A 26,593-nucleotide genomic window follows, 5' to 3' on the forward strand; every position below is an offset into this window, starting at 1 on the left:
CATCTATATCATTAAGCAGTTAAGCAGTTTTTTATAAGCAGTTTAAACTTAAGAGGTGTAATATGGGTATCTTAAATAACATTTTTTCTAAAGTATTTCCTAACGCTCAAGCAACAGTAGAAAATGCAGTTGATGCTGTGAAAGATAAAGTCGGAAACATCACAGCATCTGTCAAAGACACAGTATCAGATGGCTCAAAACAAATTCAAGATAAGGTCGAGCAAGGCACATCCGCAACTAATGTTGATGTCACCTCGATTCTTGATAATTTAGCTAAAAAGCATCCTGAAGCACTCAACTGGAAAACGTCTATCGTCGATTTATTAAAATTACTCGGTATAGATAGTAGCTTAGATGCACGTAAAAAATTAGCACAAGAGCTAAATTATACTGGCAGTACTGATGATACTGCAGCAATGAATACATGGTTAATTAAAGAAGTCATGAAGAAAATCGCTGAAAAAGGCGGTAACATTACTCATCTCTTTTCTTAATCGAACAATCTAAGATAATGACGATCCACCCAATCTTGGGTGGATTTTTTATAATATTCGATCAGCTATTCATTAACCATTTGTTATTAAATCAATAAACTAAGCCTTAAAAGCGTGTAATTGATTCATCGCAGCATTAACACCTTGAGATAATAAAATATCCGTACAGCGCACTGATTCATCAATAGCTTGATCAATCAATGCTTGTTCAGGTTTAGAGGGTTTGTTAAGAACGTAGCCTACCACTTTATTTTTATCACCAGGATGACCTATACCAATCCTTAATCGATGAAAATTTAAATTATTACCCAATTTGCTGGCAATATCTTTTAGCCCATTATGCCCACCATGACTACCACCAAACTTAAGTTTAGCTATACCTGGATTCAAGTCGAGTTCATCATGGGCAACTAATATTTCTTCTGGTTTTATTTGGTAAAATGACGCCATAGCTTGCACCGCCTTACCACTTAAATTCATAAATGTAGTTGGAACTAATAAACGCACATCATGACCAGAAATATTGATTCGTGATGTGTAACCAAAAAATTTTGGTTCATTTTTTAATGATTGATTATAACGCTGAGCCAATTGTTCAACAAACCATGCGCCTGCGTTGTGCCTTGTTGCTGCATATTCATTGCCGGGATTGGCAAGTCCTACTATCAGTTTTATTGTTGTCATAATATTTTTATTGTCACTGATTTTATTGTGAAAAATGCCCCAAAAGGGGCATTTAACTCAATGAAAAAATAGATTATTGATGGAACATAGCTGAAATCGATTCTTCATTACTGATTCGACGAATTGCTTCAGCAAGCATACCTGACAATGTTAATTGGCGAACATTTTTCAATGCTTTTACTTCAGCCGTTAATGGAATTGTATCGCAAACAACAATTTCATCAATAGCACTGCTTTTAATGTTACTCACTGCTTTACCTGAAAAAATTGGATGCGTTGCATAAGCAAACACTCTTTTTGCTCCTCGTGCTTTTAAAGCGTCGGCTGCTTTACAAAGTGTTCCTGCTGTATCAATCATATCATCAACTAAGATACAATCTCTATCTGCAACATCACCAATAATATTCATCACTTCAGCTTCATTTGCACGTTGACGGCGTTTATCAATAATCGCCATATCAGTATCATTAAGTAGTTTAGCTATCGCGCGAGCACGCACCACACCACCAATATCTGGAGATACCACAATTGGACGTTCAAACTGACGTTGTAACATATCTTCTAAAATAACTGGGCTAGCAAATACGTTATCCACAGGCACATCAAAAAAACCTTGAATTTGTTCTGCATGAAGATCAACGGTTAATACCCTATCAACACCAACAGTTGATAAAAAATCAGCGACAACTTTAGCGGTAATAGGCACACGAGCCGAACGAACTCGACGATCTTGCCTTGCATAACCAAAATAAGGAATAACCGCAGTAATACGACCAGCAGATGCGCGACGCATTGCATCGATCATGACGAGCAATTCCATTAAATTGTCATTGGTTGGAGCACAAGTTGATTGAATAATAAAAACATCTTCACCACGGACATTTTCATTGATTTGGACATTAACTTCACCATCACTAAAACGGCTTACAACAATGTCACCAAGAGAAGTATAAAGACGATTAGCTATACGTTTTGCTAGTTCGGGTGTGGCATTACCAGCAAAAAGCTTCATATCAGGCACGAGAAATCCTCAAGCATGTATTCATGATTACTTAATTCGTAATCGGTTAAATCGGGGCTACAATTATATAATCATTTATCTATCATGCTCAACCACAATATAAAAATAAATCAAAAATATTTGATAGCAGATTATAAACAACATAACTACTTTATACAGATAACTGCAACAAGTTATAAGCAAGGTATAATCCGATAGGCAAGCTCAAGTCATCTGAGACAAATAGACGGATCTAGTTATTCTTTTATTTAAAAATTATAGTTCTATAGGGTATAACATAACATTATCTGGAGTAGTAAAAAATGATACATAGCTACCTATTTCACAGCTGTCAGATGCTTCTATAAAAATAATATCTTTTCCAAGTGACAAAACTAAAATACCTTGTTCCTCACAAGATATCACTTTTACATTAAAAACTATGTGGTTATCAATTAAATTGATACTACAATTATGTTTTTCTGCAAGGACTATATTTTTATCCCACTCAAAAAAATCATTGATTTCTAATTCAATATGATAAGAAGTATTAGATAATAGTTTATTATCTTGCCAATGAGCAGCACCATGACCTAAATCAGATTCGAATGTGACTAAATGTTCGCCTATTTTACCGTTTAAAGTAATTTTCATTTTGTAATACTATATTCTAACTTAGATAAAATACACTAACTCATACAAATTTTTAGGAAATAGCTACACCCTAAGCTTATCGATAAAAGTAACAACTTATTACTTTCAATATATTACCTAGTTACATTCACGACTATTTTCAGGTTTGCTATTTCAGATTCTTTTACTTGTCCACTTTTTTGACTAAGATTGATGTAGCTAGCTTGGTCATTGTTACAGAAAACCTTCCTCTTTCAATTTAGCAAGTACTTCGCGCCCTTTTTCAGATAACTCCAGTTTTTTTAAATAAATAATAAGCCTGTTTTGTGAAGCCATTGATATACTTTTTGGATACTTTATGAAAGAATCTAATGCTTCATCAGGGAAAGGAATATTAGGATTATTATATTCATCTTCATCAGGATTATAATCATCTTCAATTTCTGTTCTGGTAATCATTGATAAAAATGCATCAAAGGAATTTGCGACAAGCTTTAAATTAGTATTTTGTTCTAGATAACCATTTTTTACAGACATGTCAAAATAGAGATCATTAACTTCATGATCCCAATAATAAACTTCGCCATTTGGGCTTAAGCAAAGTAGATCACCATAATTAAGCGTGGCTATGGCAAAATAATTTTCGGGTATTCTATCTAAATAAGTATCATTAATCTCAATGAGATCTTCATAATATTTCTTTGAAAAACCCAAAATGACCTCTAAGGGTAATGATTCTCCATCACAATCAATACAGTAGTCAAAATTAACCTCAGTATTAAAAACAACTACATTATATTTTTTCAAGAAATCAATATAAGTATTATTTGAATCTATTTTTAACTTTAACTTTGAAATACGTTTATCAATGTCTTTTGGAACATTGTATTTTGATTTAAACATGTTAACTCCTAATATTTTCATGAATAAAAATGAATGCGTTACTGGTATTAAGAAAGCTATTATGAAATTTTAGCGCCAAAATAATCATATAATTTTTATCGACATTATACCAGTCAGATGGAACGTTATAAAACTATCTGTTACAGCATTAAACCTTTGGTTAAATTTGAAAATATATCGACAATAAGTTAAGACGACAAGCGGAATATTTACTTTTTAGGCTGTATTTTTTGTAAAAAATATTCAGGATTCTATACCGTTTGGTGATTAATTGAGATTTAGCTGTATTCCATTTGTTAGATTCACAAGATAGAAAATTATTTATTCAATATTATCATACGGTAAACAACATAAAACGATTTCTTGAAAGGCGTCTTATGCGTTTTTAGAGAATTATTTTAATCATGAAGTGTCAACAACTCGGCCTTTTTCTACACGTTAAGGATATTTAATGTGCTATAAGAAAATTTAATTTATTACCTGTTAATTTTCTATTTTTTCTCATTAAGAATATTAGTAAATAAACGATGTATATTCTGACAAAACCTTGAATTTTCAATTAAATCAGGCAATACAAGCACATAATAAAATACATGCTGAAAATGTAAATTTATATCATAAGGCTCAAAATCTGAATCATTATCAAACTTAAACAAAGTCGCAGTTCCATGTAGCTTTGTACTTTTTGCCTCAATGCAAAAACAGCCCTCACCATTAATATCTAAATTGTAGCCATACTCAAGGTGATGATTTTGCATCTCATCATTTTTATAACAAAATAGAAATTCATCATTTCGAAAACGACTTCGCTCACATTGATAATTCATTGATGCTAATTTTTTGAACCATGCAGAAAACACATCATCTATGGATTTATTAGTATAAAATCCATACATAACTCCAGACCATTCAGCCATATATCTCTCCTAAATAATTTTTTATTCAAATTTATTATTTTTTCTAAATTCATCCAATTTTAGTGCATCTGGGGAAAAATCATCAATATATCCTAATAAGGATATATCGGTTTTATTATTTACCTCAGTTAACCATTGTCAAAAATGATTAAAAATCAAATCATCTTTTTTAGTTTGCAGCAAAAAACCATGACCAATAGTGTAAGAGTCAGATAATATGTTTAGTGCATAAAGGAACTCATCTTTATTTTTAATAATCCAACTTATAGGTAAATTCATCATCATATCGATAAGTTTTAATTCATCATTATAGTCTATCAATGAGGGTTTATTGTTAAAAAAGTGGTAAAGTATATTATCTTCCATATTTGGCATCACATCATTGTTAATGAACAAAAGAACTATGATATAAAATAATGTATTAATTGAGATTATTTTATACCTCAAGCAATATAACCTTTTTGATATACCGCCTACTTTATGTGTAGACGGAATAAGAAAAGTCACTAAATTATAAAAAATTGATACATTAATTTTTAAATGAATGAATGGGAGCAGGAATTCGCCCACCACGATTGATGAAATCATATGAGCCAAATTTGCTTACCGGCATGACTGGTGCATGACCTAGTAAGCCACCAAATTCGATATTATCGCCAACTTTTAACCCCACCGCAGGAATAATGCGTATCGCGGTTGTTTTATGGTTAATCACCCCTATTGCAGCCTCATCAGCAATAATCGCTGAAATAGTTTCAGCTGGCGTATCGCCTGGAATAGCAATCATATCAAGCCCAACAGAGCATACACAGGTCATCGCTTCAAGTTTTTCAAGATTTAGTGCACCGTTATTGACAGCATCAATCATACCTGCATCTTCAGAAACAGGAATAAATGCACCACTTAACCCACCAACATGACCACATGCCATTACGCCACCTTTTTTAACAGCATCATTAAGCATGGCTAGTGCCGCCGTTGTGCCATGCGTGCCCACTGCTTCTAACCCCATTTCTTCTAAAATATGGGCAACCGAGTCACCAATGGCTGGCGTTGGCGCTAACGATAAATCGACAATGCCAAATTTAACACCTAAACGTTCAGAAGCTTCTTTACCAACCAGTTGTCCCATTCGTGTAATTTTAAATGCGGTTTTTTTGATGGTTTCAGCAACAATATCAAAAGGTTCACCTTTAACTTTTTCCAGCGCTCGCTTAACTACACCCGGTCCACTAACCCCCACATTAATCACACAATCTGCTTCACCAATACCATGAAAAGCACCTGCCATAAAAGGGTTATCTTCAACCGCATTGGCAAACACAACTAACTTAGCACATGCCATACTGCTATTATCTGCCGTTAATTTCGCCGCTTCTTTGATAATATGCCCCATTTGCTTTACGGCATCCATATTAATCCCCGTTTGGGTAGAACCCACATTAACTGATGAACAAACCCGTTCGGTTTGTGCTAGTGCTTGAGGAATGGATTTAATTAAAATTTCATCGCCTTTATGATAGCCTTTTTGCACCAGTGCTGAAAAGCCACCAATAAAGTTCACGCCCACCGCTTTGGCCGCTTCATCGAGTGTTTTGGCAAACGCGACATAGTCTTTATCATCGCTTGCGCCAGCAATTAATGATATGGGTGTGACAGAAATACGCTTATTAATAATTGGAATACCGAATTCTGAAGTAATCTCATCGCCGACTTTGACCAAATTTTTAGCTAACCGTGTGATTTTGTCATAAATTTTTTGGCGTGCTTTTTCACCATTACTATCAATACAATCAAGGAGAGAAATACCCATGGTTATTGTACGGATATCGAGCTTTTCTTCCTCAATCATTTTAATGGTTTCGAGGATCTGTTTTGTTTCCATTAGAACTATCCTTTTAAATAAACAACGAATTAATATTACAAACGATGCATAGCATCAAAAATTTCTTCACGTTGTAAGTTGACCTTGACCTTAAGCTTATCGCCCTTTTGGATAAGAGCTGTTTTTACCTCATCAAATGACACTTTAATTTTAGATAAATCAAGTAACATAATCATCGTAAAATATTCATCCATAATGGTTTGGCTGACATCTAAAATATTAATATCTAATTCATACAATTGTTGGCTAATACCGGCAATAATTCCCGTTTGATCTTTCCCGATGACGGTTAAAATGGTTTTCATAATACACTCCGCACAAATTTTAGACATTTAAAAGGTATTTATTAAGCTAACTATAATAGCATCTTCAAAAATTATCGAAATAGGAGTAGATTGTTTTTTCATTAAAGCAAAAAAATTATCACAATAACAGAAAGGGCGATATTATGGTTAATTTCCAAAAATCCAATAAATTGGAACATGTTTGTTATGACATTCGTGGACCAATTCTTGAACATGCTAAACGACTAGAGGAAGAAGGACAAACTATCCTTAAACTCAACATTGGAAACCCCGCCCCTTTTGGTTTTGCAGCACCTGATGAATTATTAGTTGATGTGATTAGAAATTTATCTTCTTCACAAGGTTATTGTGATTCCAAAGGGCTTTATTCTGCCCGTAAAGCAATTATGCAACATTATCAAGCCCGAGGAATTAACAGTTTAGATGTTGAAGATATTTATATTGGTAACGGTGTATCGGAACTAATAGTACAATCTATGCAAGCCTTACTTAATAGTGGTGATGAAATACTTGTTCCTATGCCGGATTATCCATTATGGACGGCGGCTGTTAGTTTATCTGGCGGTAATGCGGTACACTATCTTTGTGATGAGGAAGCAAACTGGTCACCAGATCTAGAAGATATCAAACAAAAAATCACCCCCAAAACCAAAGGAATTGTGATTATTAATCCCAATAACCCAACTGGTGCTGTTTACAGTAAAGACGTGTTGCTTGAAATTGCACAAATCGCGAGGCAAAATAATTTGATTATTTTTGCTGACGAAATTTACGATAAAATTTTATATGATGATGCCAAGCATTATTCAATTGCAGCACTAGCGCCAGACCTCTTTGTGGTGACAATGAGCGGTTTATCAAAAACCTATCGAGTAGCAGGTTTTAGGCAAGGTTGGATGGCGCTTTGTGGTCCTAAGCATCATGTAAAAGGCTATATTGAAGGGTTAAATATGCTGGCATCAATGCGCTTATGTGCCAATGTACCATTACAACATGCTATTCAAGGGGCGTTAGGAGGCTATCAAAGCATTAACGAATTTATTGTACCAGGTGGGCGACTATATGATCAGTGTATGTTGGCATGGCGCTTGCTCAATGACATCCCCGGCGTTTCATGCACTAAACCACAAGGTGCATTGTATCTATTTCCCAAATTAGATCAGAAAAAATTTAATATCCATAACGATCAAAAATTGGTATTAGACTTTTTATTACAAGAAAAAGTGTTACTTGTACAAGGAACCGGTTTTAATTGGCATAAACCCGATCACGTTAGAATTGTTGCTTTACCGCATACCGGAGAACTTCAAGATGCGATCGGAAGATTTGCCAAATTCCTGTCTTCTTATAAGCAATAAAAACAGTAGTACCTTTTGTTTATTGCCCTCTAAGTGTATTGGTTGATGGAGCACTTCATCAATTCAGCAACTAATACCACTATCGAACACAATAAATACTATATAAAAAAGCGTCTTTAGTGACGCTTTAGATTAGAAACGACTGTGCTTATTTTTTTAGTTCAGCAAGTTTTTTACGAATATTAGCAGCACGATCTGATGAAGATGGATGGCTACTTAAGATTGACGAATCACCGCCACCTAATTTATCAAAAGCAGTTGCAAGACCTGCTGGATTAATTTTTTTCTTAATTAAGTAATCGAAAGAATAATTATCCGCATCTTGTTCTTGTTTTTGTGAAAACTGAGAGTTAATCACTGCTGTCGCTAAAGCACCTAAGCTAGATTTAGATAATTTAGCAACTGCTGCATTACCTGATACAGCGGCTGCATCACGAGCAATTTCGGTTGCATATTGTACTTGAATCGCCTTTTTGCTGTGACCTAAAGCAACGTGACCTAATTCATGACCTAAAACACCTTCAATTTCATTGTCAGTCATCATGTCCATTAAACCACTATAAACACGAACACAACCATTAGCCATTGCCCAAGCATTAACATCTTTTGTAATGTATACTTTATAGTTAATTGGAGTTCCATCTAAATTGTTACCAAGTGCTTTAGCAATTTTTTTTAATCGTTTAGCATAAGCACTTTTTGCTGGAGCAACTTTTGATTGAGCATCCATTTCAGCACAAGCTTGTTTAGCTATGTCTTTTACATCATTATCACTAAGTGTTGCAGCCTTTAAACCTTTCATTCCTAAGTTAACTGCATCATTAGGATTCATGTTACAGCCAGCTAGAGACATTGCTGCAACTAAAGGTAGTGCAACTAACAATGTTTTTTGGGTATTTTTCATGCTATTTTCCTTATATTAATATAAATTTCAATTGCCTAATTTCTTTTAGACGGTTGGAATTTTAACGCAACTATCATAATAATCAACAAATAATTACTTGCTTAGGCATTATGAGGGCTTTAGACTAATGCCTCATTTGTTAAGGAACACAATTATGCAACTATCCGATTTTGATTTTTATCTTCCCAAAGAGCTGATTGCCAAACATCCTTCAAAAACCAGAAGTGCATGTCGACTTTTATCACTAGATAGCCATACAGGTAAAATTGAAGATAATATATTTACTGATATTATCGACAAAATAAATCCGGGTGATTTACTTATTTTTAACAACACAAAAGTGATCCCTGCTCGCGTGTATGGCAAAAAAGCTTCAGGAGGAAAAATCGAAATCTTAATTGAAAGGATATTAGATAATAACCGAGCGCTTGCGCATATTAAGGCCTCGAAATCACCCAAAGTAGGCGCTGAACTGATATTAGGAGAAGATGCATCTACTCATGTTACGATGCTAGCACGCCACGATACTTTATTTGAGTTACAGTTTCCTGATGATGTACTTAGCATTTTAAATCAAATTGGACATATTCCATTACCGCCTTATATTGATCGTCCAGATGATGAACAAGACCGTGAAGTTTATCAAACCGTCTATAGTAAAGTGCCCGGTGCCGTCGCCGCCCCCACTGCCGGTCTTCATTTCGATAAACCTTTATTAGAAAGACTAAAACAAAAAGGGGTTGAAATGGCATTTGTTACTTTACACGTTGGCGCAGGAACTTTTCAGCCAGTTAGAGTTGAAAATATTCAAGCGCATGTTATGCATTCAGAATATGCCGAAGTACCAGGCTCAGTTGTGGATGCCGTATTAGCATGTAAAGCGAGAAACAATAAAGTAATTGCTGTGGGAACAACTTCGGTTCGTGCTCTAGAAAGTGCTGCGCAAAGAACAGGTGAAATAGCGCCTTTTTTTGCCGATACGCAAATTTTTATATATCCGGGCTACCAATTTAAGGTTGTTGACTCCCTCATCACCAATTTTCATCTACCAGAATCAACTTTGATTATGCTTGTTTCTGCATTTGCTGGTTACGCAAATACCATGAATGCTTATCAACATGCAGTTAAAGAAAACTATCGATTTTTTAGTTACGGTGATGCTATGTTTATCACTGATCTGAAAAATCAATCTTAATAAGATATTAAATAGATAACCAATCTGATTTGAATTAATCTCAAATCAGATTGGCGATTTTCAATTAACTACTCAGATATTTATTTACCGTTTATCCTATTAATAATATTCATTATGCGTTTTTTGCTTGAAGGGTGAGATGTTGGATTATTTGTTGAATGAATAGGTACTTTTACTAGCATTTCAACTAAACTCATCGGATCAATATTTTTACTCACTAATAAATCAAAAGCATAATTATCAGCTTCGACTTCATATTGTTGAGCAACTTCTTCTTTCGCAATAATAACAAGTTCGTCAATGTTATCAGTAAATTCAATATAAGGGGCTTGTAGAAATAAACTAACTGCATGTTTGAGCGCTATATGCGCCTGTTCGTGAGCAAGTACTGCTTGTAACTCATTATCATTTAACAATTTTATTAAGCCACTGTTGACACGTATACAGCCATTAGCGGTAGACCATGCATTAGGCTCGGTATTAATATAGACTTTATAATTTATCTCAATATTATTCGCTTTTGTGGGTAAGGTTTTAGCAATTTTATTTAGCCTTTGGCTTAATGCATGGTCGTCAGCAGCGATCACTGCCCGCTTATCTATTTCAATGCAAGCAAGCTCACTAATGGCAAATATATCATTTTCAGAGAGCGATTTAAGCCGTTCTGCAGTAATGACTTTTGGATAAGTCTTATCTTGGATCTGACAGCCAGTGATTAGAAACATCAACAAACACGACAAGAATAAAATAATGCGTTTCAAACGATTCAAAGCCCCTTCAAATATTGTTTATTCCAGTCAGGCGCGATAAACTAGGCCCTGCAAATTAATGATACGGCTACGTATTATAACAATAATTCGCGCCAAACTGTTTATTTGGTCGCAAGAGGTTAATAAAAAATGAAATTTGAATTAGATAATACCGACGGATTAGCTCGTCGAGGACGTATGAAATTCGATCGTCGCGGAGTCGAATATACTGTTGAAACCCCAGCCTTTATGCCTGTTGGTACTTATGGCACGGTAAAAGGTATGACACCTGAAGAGGTTGCCGCGACCGGCGCTCAAATCTTGCTCGGTAATACATTCCATTTATGGTTAAGACCGGGACAAGAAATCATGCGTAAACATGGTGATTTACATGATTTCATGCAGTGGCATGGCCCAATTCTAACCGATTCAGGTGGGTTTCAAGTTTTCAGTCTTGGAGATATTCGTAAGATTAAAGAAGAAGGCGTCTATTTTCGTAATCCGATTAATGGCGACTCGATTTTCTTATCACCTGAAATTTCAATGGAAATTCAATACGACTTAGGTTCAGATATTGTCATGATTTTTGACGAGTGTGCGCCCTTTCCTGCTGAGTGGGATTATGTCAAAAAATCAATGGAGATGTCATTGCGCTGGGCAAAACGAAGTCGCCAGCGATTTGATGAATTAGGCAACAAAAATGCGTTATTTGGTATCGTGCAAGGTGGTATTCATCAGGAGTTACGTGATATCTCAATTAAAGGGTTAACCGAAATTGGTTTTGATGGCTATGCGGTTGGGGGATTAGCTGTTGGTGAGCCTAAAGCAGATATGCACCGAATTTTAGAGGGTACTTGTCCACAATTACCTGCCGATAAGCCTCGTTACCTAATGGGAGTGGGTAAGCCTGAAGATTTAGTTGAAGGTGTACGCCGAGGGATTGATATGTTTGACTGTGTGATGCCGACACGCAATGCGCGCAATGGTCACTTATTTGTCACAAATGGCGTGATTAAAATCCGCAATGCGAAATATAAAGACGACACCACACCGCTTGATCCGCATTGTGATTGTTATACCTGTAAACATTACACAAAATCTTATCTTCATCACTTAGATAAATGTGGAGAGATTTTAGGTGCACGTTTAAATACCATCCACAATTTACGTTATTATCAACGCTTAATGGCAGAAATTCGTGAAGCGGTTGCCAACAAACGTTACGAAGATTTTGTTGTCGAATTTTATCAACGCATTGGCAAAACGCCTGCGCCTTTATCAAAATAAACACATAACAGGCATAATTTTTTGCAGTAGGTATTGACACTTTTTAGTTAGCGCAGTATTATGCGCTTCCTAACGGCGAGTAGCGCAGCTTGGTAGCGCAACTGGTTTGGGACCAGTGGGTCGGAGGTTCGAATCCTCTCTCGCCGACCAATTTCATAAAAAAGCCTACTTGAATGAGTAGGCTTTTTTATTTAACTTTGTTTTGGCTGAATTTAAATGAATGATGCTTTGTACAAAGCTAGCTAATACTGTTTTTGCAATACAATTAAAGAAGTGATACTTATCAAGTCAGCACACTTCATTTTATTATTTCAGACTAACAAAAACTATAAACTAACTCTTGATTGAATCATTGGCGCTAACGCTGAGAAGTCTGATTGATAATTAGTTTCATTTCTTAACTGATTTAACAATAAATTAGCTATATATTTGCCAATTTGCTTAGACGGCTGCGCAACGGTTGTTAATGGTGGAAAACTGACTTTACTAAACTCACTATCGCCAAACCCACTTACCGCTAATTGATATGGAACAACTATATGCCGCCGTTGACACTCATAAAGCACGCCACATGCTAATTCATCTGTCGTACAAATTAAGGCATCGATCTCAGGCCAGTTCAAAAGTACATCCGGTAGTAATTCACTTCCTGTGCTAAAATTAGCAGGCTTTGCCGCATGAATGATCCTATGTGTAGATAAATGGTGATTTAGCATTGCTTTATGCCAGCCATGTAACCGTTGTTGAAAAAGGTAGTATTGCTGGTTAGCGCAAAGCAAACCAATAGATCGATAACCTTTTTTGATCACATGTTCAGTCAACATATACATTGCTAAACTATCATCCAATCCCACATTCAGATTGGTTAATTCATCATATTGCTTGCCAATATTCATAACTTGAACGGTTTTATTTCGAGCTACCTGTCGAATAAAATCATCACTTTCAACATAAAAAAGGAGTATTGCTTCAAGATTATGGCTATATAGTGTATTTAATAATTGTGATTCACATTTAAGATAGTGGTAAGATTCAATGATTAATATAGTATATCCTTCTTGTGCCAAGCTTGCTTGTAACGCATTAAGTAACAATTGAGTGGCGTGATCATAGATCTTAGTCGTTATAATTGCGATGACCTGATTAGCTGATGCGGATGCTAACAAGCTAGCTGCAACATTTGGTTTATACCCTAACGTATCAATGGCAATTTGAATCTTTTTACGAAGTTTATCAGAGACACGCTCTGGGCTACGCAAAGCACGAGATACCGTCATAGAGCCAACACCCGCAAATTTAGCCACATCAAATAAAGTAACCTGTCCTGTACTTCTGCGTTTTTTTATATCCTGCATCTTTCACTCCAATTGCATGTCAATGATAGCCAATTAACAGTGGATGTATCATAACCTCATAAAAGGTTATGGATCTGTCTTTTAAATCACAATTTTTTAAATAATATTATTCGGCAAAAGTAGGCGTTTTCTGATTAATTTATTGAAAATGTTAACTACATCACATAATGGATGAAAATTTTATCAACTTTGATAGCGCTATCACATTTCTTATTTTTTTTTATTTCTATTATTACGCTGTGTGTTAATTTCCTAATAAGTTCTCAATGAGATCAAATTTAGCGGAGGAAAAATGTTAGCAAGATGGTTAACTAGCCAAACGGTCAATATTGTTGATTCAATCGAGGATTGGCAAACAGCGATACAACTTTGTGCAAAACCGTTATTACAAAATAACGCTATTTCACCTGATTATATTCAAGCCATTTTCAAATTACATGAATCAATTGGTCCTTATTATGTTTTGGCTCCAGGTATTGCGATGCCACATGCAAGACCAGAACAGGGCGTAAACCAATTAGGTCTATCAATGCTATTGGTCAAAAAAGGCGTCAAATTTAATTCAGAAGAAAACGATCCTGTTTATTTAATTACTTTATTAGCAGCAAGTGATAGTACTAGTCATATTGAAATATTAACTCAATTGGCAGCACTATTTGGTACACAAAATGATATCCAGACAATTTTTAATGCGCAAACCCCTGCTCAAATATTGTCTGTTATCAACCATTATAAAATTTAATTAAACTCAATAAAAGGATAAACAAAATGAAAATTATGGCAGTTTGTGGTTCAGGTCTTGGTAGTAGCTTTATGGTTGAAATGAACATCAAAAAAGTTCTTAAAAAATTAAACATTGATGCAGAGGTCACACATGCCGATCTTGCTTCAGCAACACCAGATCAAGCTGATATATTTGTCATGACAAAAGATTTAGCGGCCAGTTCAGGTATTCCTGACAATAAATTAGTTATACTAAACAATATTATTGATATCAATGATTTAGAATCAAAACTTGTTGAACATTTTGCTAAGTACTAATCAACCTATGAGGTGTTGCCATGATTCAAGAAATCATAAAATTTATTGTAGATATTTTAAAAGTACCTGCGATATTAGTCGGTTTAATTGCGATGGTTGGGCTAATTGCCCAACATAAATCATTTGCTGATACCGTAAAAGGCACAGTTAAAACAATTTTAGGTTTTTTGGTATTGAGCGGTGGTGCAAGTGTACTTATCAGCGCAATTACCCCACTAGGCATAATGTTTGAACAAGCTTTTAAATTACAGGGTATCATTCCTAATAATGAAGCCATTGTTTCTATGGCATTAAATGAATTCGGTGCAGCAACTGCCTTGATTATGGCATTTGGTATGGTCGCCAATATTGTGGTTGCACGTTTTACACGTTTAAAATTTATCTTTTTGACAGGGCACCATACTTTTTATATGGCTTGTATGATTAGTATTATCTTAACCGTAGCGGGTTTTAAAGGCTGGCAACTTGTGTTCACAGGTTCATTAGTGCTTGGGTTGATTATGGCATTTTTCCCTGCATTAGCACAACCACATATGCGTAAAATTACCGGTAATGATGATGTTGCATTTGGACATTTTGGTACTTTAGGTTATGTGTTAGCAGGGTGGCTTGGGCAAGCTGTCGGTAAAAACTCTCGTTCAACCGAAGAGATGAATTTACCTAAAAACTTAAGCTTTTTGCGAGATAGTTCAATTTCAATCTCATTAACAATGATGATTATCTATCTCATTCTAGCGGTATCTGCTGGTGCAAGCTATGTTGAAACCAATCTAAGCAAAGGCGATAATTATTTAGTTTATGCGATTATAGAAGCAATTACATTTGCTGCTGGGGTATTTATTATTCTTCAAGGTGTGCGATTAATTCTGGCTGAAATTGTACCTGCCTTTACAGGGTTTTCGGAAAAATTAGTCCCTAATGCCAAACCTGCTCTTGATTGCCCGGTGGTATTCCCATATGCGCCTAATGCTGTGCTCATTGGCTTTTTATTTAGCTTCCTTGGTGGGCTAGTCGGATTATTTGTTCTAGGACAATTAGACTTAGTCCTCATATTGCCGGGCGTTGTTCCCCATTTCTTTTGCGGTGCAACTGCTGGCGTATTTGGCAATGCAACAGGAGGGCGTTGTGGTGCCATGCTAGGTGCGTTTGCTAATGGTTTATTAGTCACATTTTTGCCTGTTATGTTATTGCCAGTATTAGGATCACTGGGTTTTGCTAATACGACTTTCTCCGATGTCGATTTTTGTGGTATTGGGATTATTCTTGGTAATATGGCTAAATGGTTTAACAAAGATATGATAATGGGTATTTTTATTGCTATTTTTGCCATATTAGTTATTTATAATTATGTAGCTAAACCTAAAGTGGATGCAAAAAATTAAGTATACTTACTATAGCCCCTAACCATATTAGGGGCTTTATATACTATATTAATATGAAAAAAATAAGCCAATCATGATTAAAATGTAGTTCTTATTTTATATTGACAGCCAAATATTTTCAGTAACAACTACTATCTGCCCAACCATAAAATTAAATATTAGGCATAAAAAGCTAGAAATAAACATGAATAATACCAAACAAGCGGGTATTTAAATGATGTTTTTTACGATCAAAACATTTATAGTCTAATTTCAACTTATCTTTGATAACTATTATCTTAATTAAAAGAAACCAAAAACTTTTGGTTTCTTTTATTGCTACGATAAAATAGCATCAAACAACTATGTAATCAGCAATCACAGTATTATTTACTAGCCATACTGCCATACATGATTAACACAGCAACAACACCGATTGCCAATATCGCTGTAGTATATTGGGTTTTGACACGATACTTTTTCACTTCACCAACTGAAAGATCTCTATGTTGGTTCTTACTTTGATAATAATAGTACACGGGTAAACCAATTAATGTCAGCACAATTGATGCAATACCATTTTCTGTTTGATGAATCAGCATTCCATAAATGACATAAATAGAACCTGCAATGGCAATAATAGGAATAAGTGGGTAACCAATTACTTTATAAGATCTTGGTATATTAGGGTATTTTTTTCTGGCTATAATAACACCAATAAAAGTTAATAAATAAAAAACCCAAATCGAAAACATTGAAATTTCAGATAAACGATCGGCATCTAATAATACCGAGTATAAAAATGAAAAAACGACAAGCACTAAAATTGCATTTACCGGTGAACGGCTGTCTTCATCTATTGTGCTTAAATAACGCGCACCAACGATATTGCCTCGCTCAGCCATACTAAAAATAGTACGTGATAATGTCATGATGTAGCCATTAATTCCACCTAAAATTGACACCATGATACCAACTGCAACCAAATTACCACCTAAATGCCCAAACAGACGTTGCGATGCAACAGAAGAAGCGTCATGGCCTAATGAGACCATCTCTTGAACTGGAAAGATTTTAAATAATGCAATATTGATACAAGCATAAACAATGACTAAAAATATAATTCCCAATATAATGGCTTTAGGTAATACTTTAGCAGGCTTATTAATTTCACCCGCAACCGATGCAACTTGAGCCCAACCATCATAAGCAAATAATGTCGCTAAAATCGCAACAGCAAAAGGAGCATATGTCTCAATGCCCTGACCACTAGCACTAAACAATGTAACTTGCCCATTTCCTTGACATAACCCAAATATCGCTAATAACAGTATTGGGATCAATTTACAAGCCGTGGCAATGGTCTGCAAGTACCCTGCTTGTTTAACACCAATTGCATTAATAAAAGCGATAAAACCTAATGCCCCAGCTCCTACTGCCATTTTGTACGTATTTTCAATATCAAATAATGAACAAAACACCGAACTAAAATAGCCTACTAATGCACCAATCAAAGCAGGCGAAAAAATGACTGTCATCATCCAACCATAAAGATGAGAAATTTTAGCGCCATAGATTTTTTCTAAATAAACAAGCATTCCACCGGTTTTTGGAAACATTACACCTAGTTCACAAAGTGTTAACCCGCCACAAATAGAAATAACACCACCAATTACCCATGCTAATAGTGCATAATGATAATCACCTGCTACTTCTAGAACTGCTGGGGGTTTCATAAAAGCACCTGCCCCTAAAACCATTCCCACAACCAGTGATAATGCAGAAACTAAACCAAGATCTTTCCGCAAGTTATTTTCTAAATTATGATCTGCCATAAAGATCCCCTTAAATATATAAATAAACGTGAAAAATCTAGTTATGATAGGGATTTATTTATAAAATACAAGCAAGATTCATTTTAGTTAATTAAAAAAACATCAAAAATCAGAATACTAAAATAAACAAAAAGTCAGCGCAAAACTGACTTTTTATTCGCTATTTTTTGAAAAATTATTTCTTTTTCTTCATTTTCATATCAACGACCATACGACCTCGAATTTTTCCTGCTTTCATTTCCTCAATCATATCATTGATATCTTCTAATGGTCTTTTTTCCACTATCGGCACCACTTTACCTTCAGCACTAAATTGAAATGCTTCAGCTAAATCTTCACGAGTACCAACCAGTGAACCTAATACTTGAATGCCATCTAACACCGTTTTAGGAATACTCAAATCCATATTTTCAGAAGGCAAGCCTAGTGCAACAACACGTCCTAAAGGTCGCACAGAATTGATAGCTTGATTGAATGCAGTTTTAGTAACCGAGGTCACAACAGCACCATGTACGCCACCTGCAGTATGCTCTTTAATATAAGCGCCTACATCCTCAATTTTTTTAGGATTAACGACTAAATCAGCACCTAATTTTCGACACAATTCTAGTTGGCTATCACTGTTACTAATTGCAACGACTTTATTGTTAAACACTTTTTTACCATATTCGATAGCAAGTGTACCTAGTCCACCAATACCAAATACAGCAAGCCATTGACCTGGTTTTGTATTAGCCACTTTAATCCCTTTATATGTCGTGACACCAGCACATGTAACGCTAGTTGCTTGTGCCGGATCGAGCCCTTCTGGCACTTTAACTGCATAATCCGCTTTAACAATACATTGTTCTGCCATACCGCCATCAACGCTGTAACCAGAATTTAACGCATTTCGACAAAATGTCTCATTACCTGAAATACAATACTCACAAGTACCACAGCCGGCATGAAACCAAGCAATACTGACACGATCACCAATTTTTAGGCTCTTTACATCAGGGGCAATTTTAGTCACAATGCCTACACCTTCATGACCAATAACTCGCCCCGGTTTTTTACCAAAATCACCCGATGCTACATGGATATCCGTATGGCAAAGACCACAATATTCAACATCAACGAGTGCTTCTCCTGCTTGTAAAGGGCGAACAGGGATATCTTTAATTTCGACTTGACCGTCACACTCTTGTCTAATAACTGCTGCTTTCATTTTTTCTCCTAGCAAATTTTAAAATTAAAATATCATTGATTTTATTTTAACCTAATCCTGCTTAAAAAATTTGAGTTGTTTCACAATTTTACTAAATCGTATTGATGTTTTAATAAACTATACTAAAACGTAGCCTTTCCTGAAACTTTTTGACAAAATAAGATGGATATATCGTTTAAATGAATAAAGCAGGCAGATATGAATGTAAGGTAAGTCAGCTAAATGGGAAGCAAGAACAAATTTTTATACTTCCCATTTACCATTATAAAATAATCAACTCTACGATTAGCATTTGTTATGCAAGATCTTTAGCAATATATTTTTGGCTGTTATTATTAATGAATAAAAATAACCCAATCAATGCACCGAAACCAAATAATCCAATAACATAGATAGCTGGCGCCATTTTGCTCATAAAATCACTCAAAAAAGAGATCAACAAAGGTGTTAATCCGCCCGCAATGGCGTAAGCCATATTAAATGAAAACGATACGCCACTGTAACGAATCTGAGTAGGAAACACGGTCACCATAAAATAAGCAAAAGAACCTACAATACCAACACTAAAACCCGCTAACGAATAAGTCATAAATAAAAGGTGCGGGTTATCTAATGAGAGGTAAAAAATAGCGATAACAACAGTTGCAATAGCACAACCGATTAATATCACTTTCCCCATAGCAAATTTATCCATCATCATGCCATAAAATGTACAACTTATAATAAGCCCAATAATCGCTAATATATTGCCCTGTAACGCATCGACTGGTGAGTAGCCAAATTGCTTTTGTAATAAAATTGGCGTCATTAGCATAATAACCATAATCCCCGCAGACAGCACCCAAGTGAGTAACATGGATAAAATAGTCTGAGGTAAATACTCCGTCAACACAGTGATAACCGGTATTTTTTTAGCTAATTCTTGTTGTTTGCGTTTTTGCATTTCCTGAAAAATTGGCGTTTCTTTTAACCAACGACGTAAATACATTGCAATCAATCCAAAAACACCACCAATAATAAATGGTATACGCCATCCCCAATCAATGAGTTGTTCGGCAGATAAGCATTTATTCATAGCCGTTGAAACTAACGAACCGAGCAAAATACCTAGACTTAATCCACTAGTTAAAATGCCACATGCCAATCCAATTTTATTTTTCGGTACATGCTCTGAAACAAAAGTCCAAGCACCAGGAACTTCACCCCCGACTGCTAAACCTTGACATAATCGCATAAACAGTAACAACAAAGGTGCCAAAATACCAATATGGGTATATGTGGGTAAACAACCTATAAATAGTGTGGGTAATGCCATAAGCAATATACTTAGCGTAAACATCCTTTTGCGACCAAACCGATCGCCAAAGTGTGCCATAACAATTCCTCCAAATGGACGTATTAAATATCCAGCGGCAAAAATACCAAAGGTTTGCACTTGGCTCAGCCAATCAGGCATATCATTCGGAAAAAAAAGATGACTAATGGTTATTGAAAAAAACACAAAAATGATAAAGTCATAAAATTCTAATGCCCCACCTAATGCGGAGAGTGCCAATGTTTTATAGTCTTTGGCATTTAGAGTTCTTGTCGATGTTTGGGGTACTACATTTTGCATGTGCATCCTTGTAAATTATTGTTTACAAACAGTTTAATGTAATTAACTACTATACGCTAACAGTTGATTTTTTAAAAGAAGATATCCACTCAAGTGATAACTTAAACGCAATTATTATGTGTTGCGCAATAATTGTGTTCGCTTATTTTAAAAATACCGCTAAAACTAGCACAAATGATTAATAAATAGCCAAACAAAAAAACTACAATGAAACATCTTACTAAACGGAGAGCTATAAAATGGCTAAAAAATGTATTTCTCGTGGCAAATTCACACGTATGCAGCAATTATCAAACCAAGACGGCGTTATCGCTGCGTTGGCGATCGATCAACGAGGTTCAATGGTTAAGATGATGGAATCGGCCGTTGGCAAAGATCGTTATCATATTGATATGGTGTACGAATTTAAAGAACTTGTCTCTCAAGAGTTAACTAAATATGTCAGTGCAATTTTGTTAGATGAAGAATATGGCTTTAAAGGCATGGCTGCCAAAAATAGCAATGCTGGATTAATCATGTCATACGAAAAGACAGGCTATGATGCCAATACGCCAGGACGATTGCCCGATATATTGCCCGAAGATTCATTACAACGTTTAATAAAAAAAGGCGCAGATGCCGCAAAAGTATTGGTTTATTATAATCCTGATGATCCTCAAGATATTTTAGATAAAAAGCACGCTTTTTTAGAACGTTTAGGTAATGAGGCAAGAGCTGCCGATATTCCCGTTTTTGTTGAACCTATAGTATATGATAACGAGATAACTGACGATAAAAGCCCAGAATTTGCAAAAATCAAACCTCAAAAAGTCATTAATACCATTAAAGAATTTACTAAAGAACAATATTACATTGATATTTTAAAAGTCGAAGTTCCTGTGCTTTTTAAAAATGTCGAAGGCTTTAACGACAACAACGTTGTTGTCTACACGCAAAAACAAGCTGCTGACTACTTTAAACAAGCCAGCGATGTCGCAACGCGTCCTTTCATTTATTTAAGTGCGGGCGTGCCAACAAAAACCTTCCACCAAGAACTCATTTTTGCTGGTGAAAATGGGGCTAAATATAGTGGCATCCTCGGTGGACGAGCTACATGGTTTGAAGGCGTTGCCGCCTATGCAAAAGGTGGAAAAGAGGGATTAAAACGTTGGTTAGATCAAACTGGCCGTGAAAATGTTGAGCACCTTAATAAGATATTAAAACAATATGCCACGCCTTGGTATGATATCTATGGTGGTAAAGATAATATTGAAGTGATTGATCTTAAATTAGGCAATTAATTAGCAAACCAAACAGAGAACAGGTTTTGTTCTTATTTTCCTGTTCTCTCTTACCATGCTATCCTGTTTATCACCTTAGTTGTCGGAATTGCTCGTATTATTTACAATAATTTGAGAAACGACTGTAATAGTTATACATAAAAAAAAAACAAAACTAACGCCTTATTACAGAAAAGCATACAGCGCTGATATCATAAAGAAAATACCCCTCCGTTATGGTATTAAACGTTTAGTCAAAGTTGAAAAATCCATTGAAGATAAATTAAAACGGCAAACTAAAGGCAATAACAAAACCTATCTAGGCAAAATGTTTCATGTTGACACCAAACATCTACCCTGAACATTCCGAAAGGCCTCATCAGGTATTACATAACCTAATTCTCATTGCATATAAACACGAAAACAGGCAGCATAATTTTCTACGTCAGTTGTGTCTTACTATGGAATATTTATACAACTGTTCACTTTTTAGATTATTTTTTTGTAAAAAATATTCAGGATTCTATACCGTTTCGTGATTCATTTTGCAATATCTCATTTGCTAACACGTTGATATTCATCGTATCAATCCAAAAATAAAAGTTGCCAGAACTCAAAACGAATACAAGATAGGAACTTTAATAAAGATGTGTGTTCGCTTTTTAGATTATATTTTTTTGTAAAAAATATTCAGGATTCTATACCGTTTCGTGATTCATTTTGCAGTATCTCATTTGCTAAAACGTTGATATTCATCGTATCAACTCAAAAATAAAAGTTGTCTGAACTCAAACGAATACAAGATAGAAACTTTAATAAAGATATGGTGTTCGCCTTTTAGATCATATTTTTGTAAAAAATATTCAGGATTCTATACCGTTTCGTGATTCATTTTGCAGTATCTCATTTGCTAAAACGTTGATATTCATCGTATCAACTCAAAAATAAAAGTTGTCTGAACTCAAACGAATACAAGATAGAAACTTTAATAAAGATATGGTGTTCGCCTTTTAGATCATATTTTTGTAAAAAATATTCAGGATTCTATACCGTTTCGTGATTCATTTTGCAGTATCTCATTTGCTAAAACGTTGATATTCATCGTATCAACTCAAAAATAAAAGTTGTCTGAACTCAAACGAATACAAGATAGGAACTTTAATAAAGATGTGGTGTTCGTTTTTTAGATTATATTTTTTTGTAAAAAATATTCAGGATTCTATACCGTTTCGTGATTCACTAAGGATTTGTAGTATCTAATTGTTAAAACGTGTGATCACCATCTTATTAATCGAAAACTTACGAACCTACCTGCTAACAAACAAATGGGAGTTACCTTGTTAGCAGATTATTTTAATCATGAAGTGTAAACAATCTGGCGTTTTGTTACACCTGAGTTTTACAATAAATTAAAACGCCAGATCCACTTGCTGTTCATCAAATGGCTTTATCAAAAAACAAATTAACTTTACTAAGTTTTGCCATGGATTGTATATAAGCTTTAATTTTAGGCGGAAACGTTAAGCTTTTAACACACGTCAAATTCCGTAAGACAGGAAACAAACAGATATCATCTAAAGATAATTGTCCATTACACGCATCTGGCGAAACAATCAATAATTCAAGCTTATTTAATACCGCAGATACGGCAGACACTAACGAATCAGTTTGCGCTAAACATTCATCAAATGCCCCTAATTTGCCGACTTTACTGGTTGCAAAATAATCAATCGCGCTTTGTGTTGCAAATTCAGCTAAGCCGAGTTTTATATAACGAGGACACTCTAACTTATAATCATATTGTTGTAACTGTTTGATTAACTCTGCAATATTTGGAGATTTAGATCCAATTAAAATCGGCTCACCACCATAATTATTATCAATATAATCAACTATATCTAAACTTTCAGGCATATAGCTACCATCCTCTTTTTGTAAAATGGGTGCCATTTTTTCGCCAATCATCCGCTCTGGCGATTGAAAATCATCACTCAGCAATACCTGCAATTCAACCGGTATGTTTTTTAAACCGAAAATCATTCTTGCCCTTACACAAAAAGGACAGTGCTCATAAATATACAGTTTCATTTTCGACTCCTTAAATATTCAATTGCCCAACATAAAAAGGCTAATCCCACAAATAGCAAAAAAACCTCACTCACAGCAAACAGCGCTTTTGGATAACCAATCTGCGTAACATTAATAAAAGGATATGGATACAAATTGGTATAATAGCCACGCACAAAAATATAAATGCCATATCCAATCATTGACAATAACGCCCCCATAATGACTTTTAAATCAATTCGTCGAAATGGTCCAAAAATAAACCAGCTCAATAATCCCAAAGCAGGAATAACCACATGCAAACTTTCATTAGCAATTTTCAATAATACATTAGGAGGTGGAGTATGAATGCTTCTTAACACTATGTTATACACAATAGTTGTTATAATCACACCTACTAAACCATTCAAACGAATAACTTTAAAACTATATCGATGACAATTAGGATTGATAGCTAGCCAAAAACAACTCAATGCTAACATTAAATTTGATAAAACCGTAAAGAAACTATAATAATAAATTATTCGCCCTATTGAAGATTCGGGTTGCCAAGGACGAAATTTAGTATGCCAATAAATGTAAGTTTCCATGGCTATAATAGAGATTGCAAACAGCGCAATAAAAAGATGAATACTTCGCTTTAGCATAAAAGATGAATATAGATAAAACAGTACCCCCAGTATATACCAAATAGTATAAAAGCAAAAAGTTAACTGATTATTTTAAATTAATGCAAATAGTTTAAAATAATCAGTTTTTAATATAAAAATAAAATGCACATTTAACATAGCTATATATTACCTTAAACGCTTAACAAGTGTTATTTTCTTGCAAACATGACACAACCGAAGCGGTAAGTTGTGTTTTACCTACCATGATCAATTGTTTATCTTTTTTTATAGATACATTTTCAATGGCTAACACTAATGCCAACCAATATGAACAATAGCCAGCATAACCAATTGAAGTATCGATATCAAAATGATTTTTTGCTTCAAATTGAATTTGATTAAAGTGGTGCATAATTTCATTTTTAAAATCTGACGAAATACCGCTATACCAAACCCCGCCGTAATTGTTATCATCGGCACTGCCCCACAATAAAGCATGCTCAATAGTTTGCGTGAATTCCGTTTTTTGTTCACTACGATGAACTTTTATTAATGGCGAATTAACAGTAGGAAAAAATGGCGCTCTATTTACCTTTTCCCCTGCTAGAACTAGCATTGAAGCAAACTCACCTTCATCTTTAATTGGAGCAGAAAACAGATGTGTATTAATCACCAAAAGCAACTCATCATCATGAGCACTATTGTCTAACCATGTTTCTATAAATGTAGATGATTGGCTGGGCTCTTCAATTTCAAAGCTAGCAGGATGACAAATTCTTTTTCCCAATGTTTCCATCCATAATGCCTTTATTTTATCGTTTGAAACTTCAGCATCAATAAATAACCTAACATGCAAATTTGATTGTGTTAACACGGTTGCAAATTTAGCTTTGTATGCTTTTTCAAAACGAGTAAAAATAAATTTTAAACGCTCATCAAAGCTTTCAGATTTCATATCATCAATCATAGATAAAGTCGTATGGGGAATAACAATGCCACTATTGCGGTGTAATTTACTTATCATAAAAAAATCATTATTAACGATAGAGGCGGCATTTCTTGTTTCGCCCTGTTCTGTAATAAGTGAAAAGCCTAAAACATATAATCCTCTTTGCCCATAATGAATCAATTTTTGTTTACGCTTTTCTATGCATAAATTCCACTGTTCAATATAAGCTAGACGATTACCATAGAGATAAACACCATATAAAAATATAAACAGCCAAGAAACAACAGGGAAAGCAAACAGGCCTGAAATAAAAAGGATATCTGATATGTCATAAAAAAAGCTGAGTGTAACTGTAATGATACAACCAAGCAGAATGAACACGATAAGCAAAACACCCCAGAACCAAAAATTCATTTTTTTAGCATCAGACAACGGGGCTGGCAGTAATGTTAAATCGACAGACATTAGCTTTTTCCTACCTCGGATAATGATGAGATTAAAGAACAACCACAACCGCTTTTATAACCATCTAAAGCGACTTGCTTACCTTGATCGGAAAAAGTTGATTCGCCCTCAATAATAGGATTAATTCCATGGCCTTTTATTGGACAACTGACTAAATCCCCCACTCGAGCAACAGGTTTGCCTAAAACTGTCATTGTCGATGAAGCAGTAATGACTTTTCCACCATGATCTGTCAAATCCCCTAACCGAATAACTCCGCGTAATTTACTCATTTTTCATTTCCTTTATTTTTTCATATTTGTATTATTGATTTCCTACCTGTTGATATTGTGCATCTATTTGTTGATACTCTTCAAGCGAGCTGGCTTTGGATTTTTTGTCGAGTTCTTCTGACCAATTGATTTTTACCGACCACTCATATTCATCTGGCATCTGTTCGGTATCTAGGTTTTTATCCGAAAATTCCATAAAACTATTCACCCACATCCATTCATTGTAGCTTAAACTACTA

The 26,593-nt window shown here is 34.9% G+C and carries 26 protein-coding genes, 1 tRNA gene and 1 pseudogene; 9 read left to right on the forward strand and 19 right to left on the reverse strand.

Going from position 1 to position 26,593, the window contains the following annotated elements:
* The first annotated feature begins 62 nt into the window (after positions 1-62).
* Positions 63-494 (forward strand): DUF3597 domain-containing protein, encoded by a 432-nt coding sequence (locus ACYIAL_RS03390; RefSeq protein WP_174797389.1) that lies wholly within the window; start codon positions 63-65, stop codon positions 492-494.
* Between the two features lie 99 nt (positions 495-593).
* Here ACYIAL_RS03390 and pth read toward each other — a convergent pair whose 3' ends face one another.
* From pth to ACYIAL_RS03430, 8 genes are all read right to left on the reverse strand, one after another.
* Positions 594-1,178, reverse strand: a complete 585-nt coding sequence (gene pth / locus ACYIAL_RS03395) for an aminoacyl-tRNA hydrolase (protein WP_483750979.1) — start codon at positions 1,176-1,178, stop codon at positions 594-596.
* A gap of 73 nt (positions 1,179-1,251) precedes the next feature.
* Complete coding sequence (locus ACYIAL_RS03400) at positions 1,252-2,199, reverse strand: ribose-phosphate pyrophosphokinase (RefSeq protein WP_160430613.1); 948 nt, start codon at positions 2,197-2,199, stop codon at positions 1,252-1,254.
* Positions 2,200-2,454: 255 nt separating this feature from the next.
* Positions 2,455-2,832 (reverse strand): hypothetical protein, encoded by a 378-nt coding sequence (locus tag ACYIAL_RS03405; RefSeq protein WP_483750980.1) that lies wholly within the window; start codon positions 2,830-2,832, stop codon positions 2,455-2,457.
* 213 nt (positions 2,833-3,045) lie between these two features.
* Positions 3,046-3,714: an SMI1/KNR4 family protein gene (locus ACYIAL_RS03410; RefSeq protein WP_483750981.1), complete on the reverse strand. Its 669-nt coding sequence runs from the start codon at positions 3,712-3,714 to the stop codon at positions 3,046-3,048.
* A gap of 491 nt (positions 3,715-4,205) precedes the next feature.
* Positions 4,206-4,631 (reverse strand): hypothetical protein, encoded by a 426-nt coding sequence (locus ACYIAL_RS03415; RefSeq protein WP_483750982.1) that lies wholly within the window; start codon positions 4,629-4,631, stop codon positions 4,206-4,208.
* Positions 4,632-4,769: 138 nt separating this feature from the next.
* The gene (locus tag ACYIAL_RS03420; RefSeq protein WP_483750983.1) at positions 4,770-4,997 is read right to left on the reverse strand and encodes a hypothetical protein; all 228 of its coding nucleotides are present in this window, start codon (positions 4,995-4,997) and stop codon (positions 4,770-4,772) included.
* Between the two features lie 163 nt (positions 4,998-5,160).
* On the reverse strand, positions 5,161-6,516 hold the full coding sequence (locus ACYIAL_RS03425; protein WP_483750984.1) for a DUF711 family protein: 1,356 nt from the start codon (positions 6,514-6,516) through the stop codon (positions 5,161-5,163).
* 35 nt (positions 6,517-6,551) lie between these two features.
* Complete coding sequence (locus ACYIAL_RS03430) at positions 6,552-6,821, reverse strand: ACT domain-containing protein (RefSeq protein WP_483750985.1); 270 nt, start codon at positions 6,819-6,821, stop codon at positions 6,552-6,554.
* Positions 6,822-6,964: 143 nt separating this feature from the next.
* On the opposite strand from ACYIAL_RS03430, the gene ACYIAL_RS03435 reads away from it, so the two are divergent.
* Entirely contained in the window at positions 6,965-8,179 is a 1,215-nt protein-coding gene (locus ACYIAL_RS03435; RefSeq protein WP_483750986.1) for a pyridoxal phosphate-dependent aminotransferase, read from the forward strand.
* A gap of 148 nt (positions 8,180-8,327) precedes the next feature.
* Here the strand turns inward: ACYIAL_RS03435 and ACYIAL_RS03440 are convergent, their stop codons facing one another.
* Positions 8,328-9,083 carry a M48 family metalloprotease gene (locus ACYIAL_RS03440; RefSeq protein ID WP_483750987.1) on the reverse strand — a complete coding sequence of 252 codons (756 nt, stop codon included), beginning with the start codon at positions 9,081-9,083 and terminating at the stop codon, positions 8,328-8,330.
* 154 nt (positions 9,084-9,237) lie between these two features.
* Here ACYIAL_RS03440 and queA point away from each other — a divergent pair, with 154 nt between their 5' ends.
* Positions 9,238-10,278, forward strand: coding sequence for a tRNA preQ1(34) S-adenosylmethionine ribosyltransferase-isomerase QueA (queA, locus tag ACYIAL_RS03445; protein ID WP_483750988.1), 1,041 nt, complete (start codon positions 9,238-9,240; stop codon positions 10,276-10,278).
* 80 nt (positions 10,279-10,358) lie between these two features.
* Here queA and ACYIAL_RS03450 read toward each other — a convergent pair whose 3' ends face one another.
* A complete protein-coding gene (locus ACYIAL_RS03450) occupies positions 10,359-11,003 on the reverse strand; it encodes a M48 family metalloprotease (RefSeq protein ID WP_483750989.1) in 645 nt (214 codons plus the stop codon).
* Positions 11,004-11,177: 174 nt separating this feature from the next.
* Between ACYIAL_RS03450 and tgt the strand changes: the two genes are divergently transcribed.
* On the forward strand, positions 11,178-12,314 hold the full coding sequence (gene tgt / locus ACYIAL_RS03455; protein WP_174797911.1) for a tRNA guanosine(34) transglycosylase Tgt: 1,137 nt from the start codon (positions 11,178-11,180) through the stop codon (positions 12,312-12,314).
* A 73-nt stretch (positions 12,315-12,387) separates the two neighbouring features.
* Positions 12,388-12,464, forward strand: a tRNA-Pro gene (locus ACYIAL_RS03460).
* Between the two features lie 176 nt (positions 12,465-12,640).
* Here ACYIAL_RS03460 and ACYIAL_RS03465 read toward each other — a convergent pair.
* Positions 12,641-13,669 carry a LacI family DNA-binding transcriptional regulator gene (locus ACYIAL_RS03465; protein WP_483750990.1) on the reverse strand — a complete coding sequence of 343 codons (1,029 nt, stop codon included), beginning with the start codon at positions 13,667-13,669 and terminating at the stop codon, positions 12,641-12,643.
* 292 nt (positions 13,670-13,961) lie between these two features.
* Between ACYIAL_RS03465 and ACYIAL_RS03470 the strand changes: the two genes are divergently transcribed.
* From ACYIAL_RS03470 to ACYIAL_RS03480, 3 genes are read left to right on the forward strand one after another with little or no spacing between them, the layout of a single operon-like run.
* Positions 13,962-14,411, forward strand: a complete 450-nt coding sequence (locus tag ACYIAL_RS03470) for a PTS sugar transporter subunit IIA (protein WP_483750991.1) — start codon at positions 13,962-13,964, stop codon at positions 14,409-14,411.
* 26 nt (positions 14,412-14,437) lie between these two features.
* Entirely contained in the window at positions 14,438-14,710 is a 273-nt protein-coding gene (locus ACYIAL_RS03475; RefSeq protein WP_160430630.1) for a PTS sugar transporter subunit IIB, read from the forward strand.
* Positions 14,711-14,730: 20 nt separating this feature from the next.
* Positions 14,731-16,092, forward strand: a complete 1,362-nt coding sequence (locus ACYIAL_RS03480) for a PTS ascorbate transporter subunit IIC (RefSeq protein ID WP_160430631.1) — start codon at positions 14,731-14,733, stop codon at positions 16,090-16,092.
* Between the two features lie 365 nt (positions 16,093-16,457).
* On the opposite strand, the gene ACYIAL_RS03485 is transcribed toward ACYIAL_RS03480, so the two are convergent.
* The 3 genes from ACYIAL_RS03485 to ACYIAL_RS03495 all read right to left on the reverse strand — a co-directional run bounded on the left by ACYIAL_RS03485 (position 16,458) and on the right by ACYIAL_RS03495 (position 20,731).
* Complete coding sequence (locus tag ACYIAL_RS03485) at positions 16,458-17,906, reverse strand: APC family permease (protein ID WP_483750992.1); 1,449 nt, start codon at positions 17,904-17,906, stop codon at positions 16,458-16,460.
* A 175-nt stretch (positions 17,907-18,081) separates the two neighbouring features.
* Entirely contained in the window at positions 18,082-19,116 is a 1,035-nt protein-coding gene (gene adhP, locus ACYIAL_RS03490; protein ID WP_483750993.1) for an alcohol dehydrogenase AdhP, read from the reverse strand.
* Between the two features lie 295 nt (positions 19,117-19,411).
* Positions 19,412-20,731, reverse strand: a complete 1,320-nt coding sequence (locus ACYIAL_RS03495) for an MFS transporter (protein WP_483750994.1) — start codon at positions 20,729-20,731, stop codon at positions 19,412-19,414.
* A 239-nt stretch (positions 20,732-20,970) separates the two neighbouring features.
* Between ACYIAL_RS03495 and ACYIAL_RS03500 the strand changes: the two genes are divergently transcribed.
* Complete coding sequence (locus ACYIAL_RS03500) at positions 20,971-22,011, forward strand: tagatose 1,6-diphosphate aldolase (protein ID WP_483750995.1); 1,041 nt, start codon at positions 20,971-20,973, stop codon at positions 22,009-22,011.
* A 1,416-nt stretch (positions 22,012-23,427) separates the two neighbouring features.
* Here ACYIAL_RS03500 and grxB read toward each other — a convergent pair.
* The 5 genes and pseudogenes from grxB to ACYIAL_RS03525 all read right to left on the reverse strand — a co-directional run.
* On the reverse strand, positions 23,428-24,078 hold the full coding sequence (grxB, locus tag ACYIAL_RS03505) for a glutaredoxin 2 (RefSeq protein WP_483750996.1): 651 nt from the start codon (positions 24,076-24,078) through the stop codon (positions 23,428-23,430).
* Positions 24,075-24,704, reverse strand: a complete 630-nt coding sequence (locus ACYIAL_RS03510) for a Pr6Pr family membrane protein (RefSeq protein WP_174797896.1) — start codon at positions 24,702-24,704, stop codon at positions 24,075-24,077. The genes grxB and ACYIAL_RS03510 overlap by 4 nt, the downstream gene beginning before the upstream one ends.
* A gap of 163 nt (positions 24,705-24,867) precedes the next feature.
* Positions 24,868-26,082, reverse strand: coding sequence for a hypothetical protein (locus ACYIAL_RS03515; RefSeq protein WP_174797895.1), 1,215 nt, complete (start codon positions 26,080-26,082; stop codon positions 24,868-24,870).
* The gene (locus tag ACYIAL_RS03520; RefSeq protein ID WP_174797894.1) at positions 26,082-26,354 is read right to left on the reverse strand and encodes a PAAR domain-containing protein; all 273 of its coding nucleotides are present in this window, start codon (positions 26,352-26,354) and stop codon (positions 26,082-26,084) included. The genes ACYIAL_RS03515 and ACYIAL_RS03520 overlap by 1 nt, the downstream gene beginning before the upstream one ends.
* A 31-nt stretch (positions 26,355-26,385) precedes the next feature.
* Positions 26,386-26,593, reverse strand: a pseudogene (locus ACYIAL_RS03525) (hypothetical protein); the annotation flags it as partial.

Source organism: Gilliamella sp. X-57 (assembly GCF_057063565.1).

Excerpts from the sequence above, each read along its gene's own strand:
- ACYIAL_RS03415 (WP_483750982.1), bottom strand. The coding sequence starts at position 4,631 with ATGGCTGAATGGTCTGGAGTTATGTATGGATTTTATACTAATAAATCC.
- ACYIAL_RS03435 (WP_483750986.1), top strand. The coding sequence starts at position 6,965 with ATGGTTAATTTCCAAAAATCCAATAAATTGGAACATGTTTGTTATGAC.
- adhP (WP_483750993.1), bottom strand. The coding sequence starts at position 19,116 with ATGAAAGCAGCAGTTATTAGACAAGAGTGTGACGGTCAAGTCGAAATT.
- ACYIAL_RS03410 (WP_483750981.1), bottom strand. The coding sequence starts at position 3,714 with ATGTTTAAATCAAAATACAATGTTCCAAAAGACATTGATAAACGTATT.
- pth (WP_483750979.1), bottom strand. The coding sequence starts at position 1,178 with ATGACAACAATAAAACTGATAGTAGGACTTGCCAATCCCGGCAATGAA.
- ACYIAL_RS03425 (WP_483750984.1), bottom strand. The coding sequence starts at position 6,516 with ATGGAAACAAAACAGATCCTCGAAACCATTAAAATGATTGAGGAAGAA.
- ACYIAL_RS03485 (WP_483750992.1), bottom strand. The coding sequence starts at position 17,906 with ATGGCAGATCATAATTTAGAAAATAACTTGCGGAAAGATCTTGGTTTA.
- ACYIAL_RS03420 (WP_483750983.1), bottom strand. The coding sequence starts at position 4,997 with ATGGAAGATAATATACTTTACCACTTTTTTAACAATAAACCCTCATTG.
- ACYIAL_RS03450 (WP_483750989.1), bottom strand. The coding sequence starts at position 11,003 with ATGTTTCTAATCACTGGCTGTCAGATCCAAGATAAGACTTATCCAAAA.
- queA (WP_483750988.1), top strand. The coding sequence starts at position 9,238 with ATGCAACTATCCGATTTTGATTTTTATCTTCCCAAAGAGCTGATTGCC.
- ACYIAL_RS03500 (WP_483750995.1), top strand. The coding sequence starts at position 20,971 with ATGGCTAAAAAATGTATTTCTCGTGGCAAATTCACACGTATGCAGCAA.
- tgt (WP_174797911.1), top strand. The coding sequence starts at position 11,178 with ATGAAATTTGAATTAGATAATACCGACGGATTAGCTCGTCGAGGACGT.
- ACYIAL_RS03440 (WP_483750987.1), bottom strand. The coding sequence starts at position 9,083 with ATGAAAAATACCCAAAAAACATTGTTAGTTGCACTACCTTTAGTTGCA.
- ACYIAL_RS03405 (WP_483750980.1), bottom strand. The coding sequence starts at position 2,832 with ATGAAAATTACTTTAAACGGTAAAATAGGCGAACATTTAGTCACATTC.
- ACYIAL_RS03495 (WP_483750994.1), bottom strand. The coding sequence starts at position 20,731 with ATGCAAAATGTAGTACCCCAAACATCGACAAGAACTCTAAATGCCAAA.
- ACYIAL_RS03470 (WP_483750991.1), top strand. The coding sequence starts at position 13,962 with ATGTTAGCAAGATGGTTAACTAGCCAAACGGTCAATATTGTTGATTCA.
- ACYIAL_RS03520 (WP_174797894.1), bottom strand. The coding sequence starts at position 26,354 with ATGAGTAAATTACGCGGAGTTATTCGGTTAGGGGATTTGACAGATCAT.
- ACYIAL_RS03475 (WP_160430630.1), top strand. The coding sequence starts at position 14,438 with ATGAAAATTATGGCAGTTTGTGGTTCAGGTCTTGGTAGTAGCTTTATG.
- ACYIAL_RS03390 (WP_174797389.1), top strand. The coding sequence starts at position 63 with ATGGGTATCTTAAATAACATTTTTTCTAAAGTATTTCCTAACGCTCAA.
- ACYIAL_RS03465 (WP_483750990.1), bottom strand. The coding sequence starts at position 13,669 with ATGCAGGATATAAAAAAACGCAGAAGTACAGGACAGGTTACTTTATTT.
- ACYIAL_RS03430 (WP_483750985.1), bottom strand. The coding sequence starts at position 6,821 with ATGAAAACCATTTTAACCGTCATCGGGAAAGATCAAACGGGAATTATT.
- grxB (WP_483750996.1), bottom strand. The coding sequence starts at position 24,078 with ATGAAACTGTATATTTATGAGCACTGTCCTTTTTGTGTAAGGGCAAGA.
- ACYIAL_RS03480 (WP_160430631.1), top strand. The coding sequence starts at position 14,731 with ATGATTCAAGAAATCATAAAATTTATTGTAGATATTTTAAAAGTACCT.
- ACYIAL_RS03515 (WP_174797895.1), bottom strand. The coding sequence starts at position 26,082 with ATGTCTGTCGATTTAACATTACTGCCAGCCCCGTTGTCTGATGCTAAA.
- ACYIAL_RS03510 (WP_174797896.1), bottom strand. The coding sequence starts at position 24,704 with ATGCTAAAGCGAAGTATTCATCTTTTTATTGCGCTGTTTGCAATCTCT.